Source organism: Streptomyces purpurogeneiscleroticus (assembly GCF_020024005.1).
Lineage (GTDB): Bacteria > Actinomycetota > Actinomycetes > Streptomycetales > Streptomycetaceae > Streptomyces > Streptomyces purpurogeneiscleroticus.
In genome coordinates, this window is the sequence record NZ_NHSG01000166.1 from 1 (window position 1) to 6,893 (window position 6,893).

Below are 6,893 nucleotides of genomic sequence, written 5' to 3' on the forward strand. Positions count from 1 at the left end.
CCGGATGGCGCACCCCCGCTTCCCTGGCCGCGCTGACCACGCCAGGTCGGCCCGCCCGGCACCCGTCCGGCAGTGACGGCGCTTCCGCCCCGGATGGCTCCGGCGGGCGGGCCGCACCTCCCACCACCGACGAAGACGGAGATGCCTCGTGACCGCGGCCACCTACCAGTACGTCGACCTGCCCGACGCAGCCGTCGTCACCACCCGCGCCCTGCTCACCGCCCGGGAGAACATCACCGACACCGTCGCCGCCCGCGCCATGATGTGCATCCACGGCGGCGCCGGCCACGGCAAGACCCTCGCAGTCAACACCTGCCTGCAAGAACTCGAACCCGGCGAAGACGTCCGCAAGATCACCTTCCGAGCCCGGCCCACCGCCCGCGCGGTGCGCTACGAACTGTTCACCGCCCTCGACCTGGCCGGGGAACCGCCACGCCACCCCAGCGAATTCGACCGCCTGCTGAAGACCGCCCTGGCCGAACGCCCCCGCACCTTCCTCGTGGATGAGGCCCAGTGGCTCAACGGGGAGGCATTCGAATACTTCCGCTACCTGTGGGACGAACCAGCCACCCAGCTCGCGATCATCTTCGTCGGCGGCGAGGGCTGCCACACCGTGCTGCGCCGCGAACCGATGCTCTCCTCCCGCATCTTCATCTGGCAGCACTTCACCCGCCTCACCCCCACCGAGGTCCTCGACGTCATCCCCCTGTTCCACCTGATCTGGGCCGATGCCGATCCCGAGGACATCACGTTCGCTGACAGCCATGCCGCGCACGGCAACTTCCGCGCCTGGGCCCAACTGACCGCCCACACCCGCACCGCCCTGGCCCGCACCGGCCGCGTCCGCGTGGACCAGGAGCTGCTGCGCTGGGCCTTCAGTCGCCTCGCCTGAACACACTGCCCATGCCTCCCGTCCCGCCGCTGTCGCCCGTCACCGTGGTTCTCGACCGTCACGACGATGCGCTGCACACGCACACCGCCCTGGCCGCCCACCATCCGCCGTCCGGACGGATCCCCTGCACCCCGGCCCGGGCACCACCAGCGAGACCGGCCTCGTTCACGACCTTCTCGCCGCCCTGGGCAAACCGCCCCTACTCCCGGGCCGCTTTCCCGGCGGCCGTCAGCCTGCCTGGCAAGCAGCCACTGCCTGGATGGCCGCCCTGCCCGTGACCCGGCTGACCGTCCTGCGCGCCCACCGCTTCACCGCCCGCCGCACGCTGCGCCTCCTGCAGCTACATGCCCTCACCGGTATCCACCTGACCCTGGTCTGCCACCGCCCTCACCTTCCCGCCGCTCTGCACCAGGCCCTGCACACGGCCGACTACTCCGTCACCGCCAACTTCGAGGCTGCCCGCCGCCACTACTACGGCACGCCTATCGCCGAACCCCCACCTGCAGACGAGCCCGCCTGGCCGGCCAGCCGGTGGCTCACCCTGCCCGCACTGGACCGCCTCGTCTCCTACGACAGCCCCCGCCCCTGCGCTGACCCGTGCACGCCACCGCCGATCGTCTGGCGGCACCGCACACCGCCCGCTCCACTCACCCCGCCCACCGCCCAGCGAGTCGCACACCGGCTTCACACAGCAACCGCACATCCTCGCTTAGCCGCGGCCGTCGCCACCGCGCTGTTCACCGGCGCCTCCCTCCAGCAACTCGCCACCGCACGACTCGGTGACTACGACGACGCCGCGGCCACGCTCGCCCTGCACGACCGCGCCCGCTACACCGACGGCTGCGCCGCCTATCCCGTACCGCCCTGGGCGGGCATCTTCCTGCGGGCCGCGGCCTGCTTTACCCGACTCGTCTCCGGCGAGGACCAGGAACTGCTCGCCGCGCCAGGTGACCGTGCGCACTTGCTGCGCGTGGCGGAGACGGCCAGACTGCGTCCGCCCCAGCCGCCCGCGGCCCGCCGCCAAGGCCCGGTCGGGCGTGTGGAGTGGGACTGGTGCGAGCGGCAGGAAGCTGAGAGGTACGAAGCGATGCCGACCAGTCGCGTCGGGCCCTCGCGACGCTGAACACCCTGACGCGTTCGTTCGACAGGGCAGACTCAGCCGATCGAGAAGTCGGCGAACTCAATGTCGCTGAAAGCGACGCGCAGACCGTGGGCGCGGCGGCCCCATTCGCGAAAGTAAGCGTGCCCCAGCGCGCGGGCCAGGATCACCATCTGCTGCTGCTCGCCCGCGCCGGCATCCCGAGCGGCGAACAGCTCCCGGGCCACCTCTCCCAGCAGGTGCTGGGTTATCCGCCGCACCCGCGGATCGTCCGAGGACCCTGCCTGTGCGGCGAACCCGAATCGCGCCCTGGTGTGGATGACGAAGCCGTCGGCTTCCGCCCGGGCGCGCTGGCGCGCGCGGACCCGGGGCTGCCAGCGTGCCCGGACGACCTCATTGATCCTCTCCATGTGCGCTGCGCTGGGACGCCGTCGCATTTCCGGCCGATCAGTGACCCATCGCTGCACGGTGCGCTGTGAAACTCCCACAAGACGCGCCACGTGCTTCGTAGAACCCTTCTCCTCTCTCATCAAAAACCGCACTGCCGAGGCGCCCGTAGGCACCGGGCGCGTCATCAGCGCTCGCTCAATGCCATCGCCTATCTTCCCCACGTACACTCCCCAGCCTCGGCCACTCTGCCGGCCGCGCCTTCCTCAACGGCCGTCTGCGCTGCCATGTCTCTCACATCGGCTGGGCCCAATGAGCGCAATCCGTCATTCTCGAGAGACCACAGAGGATTCTGAGCTACTAAGCCCACGGCAAATGCGAGAGCTGCGGGCAGGTCTATGCCTTGGTGATCCAGTCGGTGGGGATCAGGGCTTTGCCTTGGCGCCAGTTTTCGATGACGGCGTCGCGGAACCAATCGTCTCGCAGGTTCACGTGATCGCAGACGATGATCTGCAGCCCCTGGCCGTTGCGGTTGACGACGTCTCGCATGAGGGAGAAGTAGCTGCGGACTGCTTCCCAATCGGCGTCCGTAAGAGCGCCCACGTCATGGACCTCTTCAGGGAAGAAGGCCTGGGTGGGCTGGTCGAACATGATGAAGTGCGGGACGGGACGATGGTGTTTGAGTAGGTAGGTGTGCAGGGCCAGGTGCGCGACGAGGTGATACCCGATCCAGTTCTTCGCGCTGCCGATGCGGGTGAGGGGGATACGACTGGTTTCAGTGCGCAGGACAACGTTGAGGAGAGAGAGGCTGATACGTACTTCTTCAGCCTCGCCCGCATGCTCGAGATCCAGCTCGCGAGCCCAGTCCGTCATGTCCAGCGCGATACGGCTGAGACGGCTTTCCGTTTCCGCTCTCACGTCGTCGGCATCGACCAGTTCCTGCAGCTCTGCGATCCGCTCCTGCATACGAGCCGCCTGACGGCGCAGCGATCCAGATTCGTCTGACGACTGCGACGTAGTTCGTTGCAATTCCTGGAGAATTCGCCCTTGCACGTGAGCCTGCCGCGCGTGCTGGTCATTGATCTCCTGGAGACGGCGATTACTGGCCTGCAGGGCCTGTAGTGCTGACGCATTGGCCTGGAGGCGCCTGCGGACGTCTGCGATCTGCTCGTTGAGTTCCTGGCGGTGACGGGTCCGCGATGGCTGTAGTGCTTCTGCGTCGGTCAGCTCGTGCTGGAGACGGCGTGTGAGGTCGTTGAGCTGCTCGATGTTGGGGTCGGGCTCTTCCAGGGCCTGATTGCACAGAGGACAGACCTCGGGCGCCCCTGCGTCTTCTGTGCTGAGGAGTTGAAGAGACGTGAGGCGACCGAGCTGGGTGTGGAGTTCCCCAGTGAAGGCATGACTCTGTTGCTGCCACGAGTCGAGAAGGGCACCGGCTTCGTTGAGATCGTGAAGTTGTTCCCGCAGAGCCTGTCGCTCCGCAGCCAGTCGTTCTTGCATCCCGTCTTCGCCGAACGTCGGAGGCGTCGACGGATCAGCAACTGTGTCCGCAGCCTCGCGCAGCAGGACGTTCAGTTCGGCTGCCGATGCGCGATCGGGCACAGCCTGGACCATCCCTGCCTCCTGGGCGAGGCGGGCCAGGCCCTGCAGGGCGGCGTTCGTGGATTCGTTGTCGCGCTGGCTCTCATCAATCTGTCGCTGGACGCGCCGCAGGGCCCGGGTGGCCTCCGCGAGCTGTCGTTGGCGTGCGGCCTGTTCCGGTCCGGCCGCACCGAGAAAGTACGGCAGCGTGTCCTTCATCATCTGCGCCATGCCGGGCTCGGACTGGCGATGGAACAGCAGCTGCTGGTTGGCGATCTCGGTCTGCTTTTGCAGGCACATGTAGACGGCCTGGGCAATAGAGACATTGAAGGCGTAGCGTTCGGCGCCCGCCGGAGGTTCGAAGCGGAAGTCGTCGATGCCCAGGCGGGCGCTGAGCTCTGCGCGCAGCGCGTCCGTGTCGGCATTCGCTCTCATGCGGTCGCCTGCCGGCAGCTCAAGCGTGTGGTCGCCGATGAGCAGCATGGCCTTGTTGGTAGAGGCTCCCGCTGGGCGGGGCCGGCCCAGTAGCAGGCGGGTCGAGCCGATCTGTACGAGCAGGGCGTACCAGCCCACCGTCTGAGTGATCACACCCTCTGGCAGAGAAATGTGTTGCCGTCCCAAGCAGTACTCGATGATGTCGAGGACTGCCGACTTTCCGGTCTCGGACTCTCCCGTGAGGATGTTCAAGGCTCCGGGTTTGAAGGTGATGGTGCGCGGTGCTTGCCTGCCATCACGGTGATACAGGGCCAGAGCGAGCAGATGCATGCTGAGGTGGCTTCCTTGGAGAGCTAGGGGCGGACCCCGAGCAGGGCGAATGCGGTGGCAGGTGATGTCGCTGCAAGCCAGCGGCCGACGAGGGCCGCAGCGCGTGTGCAGTCGACGAGCTCCGCTCCATGACTGTTCGCGTTGGGACGCCTGGGCTGTCTGGTCACTGCGAGGCCGCTGGAGTGCACCGTCAACACGCGGTGTCGGACGCCGAACCGCTGGGACGCACGGGTGTAATCAGTAAGCGAGGCGGCGCGGTGCGGGTATGACGCGCGCTGGATCGGATTGTCGGCCAGCCAGCTGGCCAGCGGCGTGCGGACGTCTCTCGGGAGAGCAGCGCGGCAGTCTGGCGGGAGCACCAGGGGAAGGACCAGGAAGCTGCTTGGCAAAGGGAGAGGAAGACTGGGGCCTGAGGCCATGTGGGCCGCTACGCAGTGCGCCAGTACATACGCGCCGAAGGCGGGATTGAACAGCGCCGCTGCTTCAGGGAGCTGACGCGCGGGAGCCGACATGGCTATTCCTCCCCGTCAGCAGTATCGGACGACCGGGACAGCAGGTTCTCGAAATCGGGATGCCAGCCCACTGGGTTGTCGTCCTGCGTAGCCAGATCGGCCAGAGCGTGAAGCGTGCCGCGGGCGACCCACCGCTTCTCCACCTGCGGCCGCAGCCGCAGTGTCTCTACAGCAGCCATGGCCTTGTCCAGAATGTCCACACCGGCCTTTACCGCATCGGCTCCGTACTCGCCGGCATCGAAGGCGTCAGCGCGTTTGGAGAACACCTGCTCCCATTCACGCCGGAGATCTGCTTCGAACTGGTCGAGTTCGCTCTGGGCGACGTAGTGACGGTGGAGCCAGCGGGATCGATGGGCCCACGCGTGGTGATACTCGCCGAGATGGAATCGGATGCTCCGGCGCCCCAGTTTCAGGAACTGGAGCTGGGCAACGAAGACGCGGTCCTGGTACCGGGCCACCTCGTCCTCGGTGAGCCGTTCCAGCCGGTCGCTGATGGGCAGCGAAGTCTGCGCGTACTTGCTCATCACGTAGTCGATCTTCGTGCGCAGTTCCTCGGCGGAAACAGTTGCCCTCCGGCTAGGGTTGGAGCGGTCGAGCATCTCTTTGGAGACCCCCCACCACCAGCCTTTCAGCTCCTCCAGGATCTCCTGGCTCTGGCTCTGATCCGTTTTCCATACGCCGATCACTTCACGGAGCTTAGAGTCCACCTCTGACACTCGAGGCGCCAGATCGTCCACGACGATCTGGCCCACCAGAGCTTCCCGGACCACTGGAGTGCACCGGAGGAAGCGCTCCCGCCAAGGGCGGGTCGTCTTTGGACCCTCGGCATCACCAGCGAGCTCCTCGAGAGCTGCTAGAGCTGCGGCTACATCGCGCGTCTGCGGATCGGCCCGCAGTTTCTCCAAGAGACTCCCGGCAGCGACCTGTTGAGTGGTGACCAAACGGAGCAGCGGCAATGGCGCATCTCCGAGGATCTCCAAGGCATCGCACCAGGAATTGACTGAACGCCACAGATCAGCACTGGTCGAGCCGATCTCTCCCTGGCCGCCATGATGCTTCGACTGCACAAGCTCGACAGGCACTGACCCGTGCAGCAGGTCAATGTCGTCCAGCATCTCCATGCGCAGTGCGGCCTCTGGGTCTTTGAACCACCGCTGCGCCAGCTCCACCAACGCCCACTCGCACTGGTAGAGGTAGCCCAGCATCTGGCCAGCCGCTGAGTGGGGCATCTTCTCTGTCACGATGCCGTCACTCTAGAGACAGCACCTAACTGGATCAATACATACTCATAAGATCGCCATAGGTGCGAATGGCGACCAGTCCTAACTCTTGCGTTCCACCTCTACGCCCAGTCCAGCCCGAGGTCGGCGAGCTGGGCGAGCTGGTCCGTGGTGAGCTTGGCGCGCCGGCTCTTGGTGTTGGACAGCCAGATGCCGAGCTTCACCTCGGTACCGTCTTCCAGTACCTCCACATGGGCCCTGGGGGCGGTCACAGAGCCCGTACGCGCCTTATACTGCCGCAAGGCCGCAGCACCCCGCTCGAAGGCTTCAGAGGTCCCCTGGCGGCCCTTGACGGCCGCCGTCTTGGGTGCGGGGAGCGGGCCGATGCCGAGCTGCTCCAGGCGCTCGCGCTGCCCGGCCGCGAGCTTGGTCCAGGC

General features: G+C 66.6%; 7 protein-coding genes. 2 read left to right on the forward strand and 5 right to left on the reverse strand.

What is annotated here, in order from left to right; genetic code table 11:
- Window positions 1–148: 148 nt before the first annotated feature.
- Window positions 149–892 carry an AAA family ATPase gene (locus CCS38_RS09630; RefSeq protein ID WP_223732785.1) on the forward strand — a complete coding sequence of 248 codons (744 nt, stop codon included), beginning with the start codon at window positions 149–151 and terminating at the stop codon, window positions 890–892.
- 259 nt (window positions 893–1,151) lie between these two features.
- Window positions 1,152–2,015, forward strand: coding sequence for a hypothetical protein (locus CCS38_RS09635; protein WP_223732786.1), 864 nt, complete (start codon window positions 1,152–1,154; stop codon window positions 2,013–2,015).
- A gap of 32 nt (window positions 2,016–2,047) precedes the next feature.
- Here CCS38_RS09635 and tpg read toward each other — a convergent pair whose 3' ends face one another.
- From tpg to CCS38_RS09660, 5 genes are all read right to left on the reverse strand, one after another.
- Window positions 2,048–2,608, reverse strand: a complete 561-nt coding sequence (gene tpg, locus CCS38_RS35835) for a telomere-protecting terminal protein Tpg (RefSeq protein ID WP_443742950.1) — start codon at window positions 2,606–2,608, stop codon at window positions 2,048–2,050.
- Between the two features lie 166 nt (window positions 2,609–2,774).
- Window positions 2,775–4,724 carry a DUF3732 domain-containing protein gene (locus tag CCS38_RS09645; protein WP_223732788.1) on the reverse strand — a complete coding sequence of 650 codons (1,950 nt, stop codon included), beginning with the start codon at window positions 4,722–4,724 and terminating at the stop codon, window positions 2,775–2,777.
- A gap of 23 nt (window positions 4,725–4,747) precedes the next feature.
- Window positions 4,748–5,236, reverse strand: coding sequence for a three component ABC system middle component (locus CCS38_RS09650; protein WP_223732789.1), 489 nt, complete (start codon window positions 5,234–5,236; stop codon window positions 4,748–4,750).
- A gap of 2 nt (window positions 5,237–5,238) precedes the next feature.
- On the reverse strand, window positions 5,239–6,477 hold the full coding sequence (locus tag CCS38_RS09655; protein WP_223732790.1) for an ABC-three component system protein: 1,239 nt from the start codon (window positions 6,475–6,477) through the stop codon (window positions 5,239–5,241).
- 101 nt (window positions 6,478–6,578) lie between these two features.
- Window positions 6,579–6,893, reverse strand: a 315-nt coding sequence (locus tag CCS38_RS09660; protein ID WP_223732791.1) for a helicase associated domain-containing protein, incomplete at its 5' end; no start/stop codon positions are given.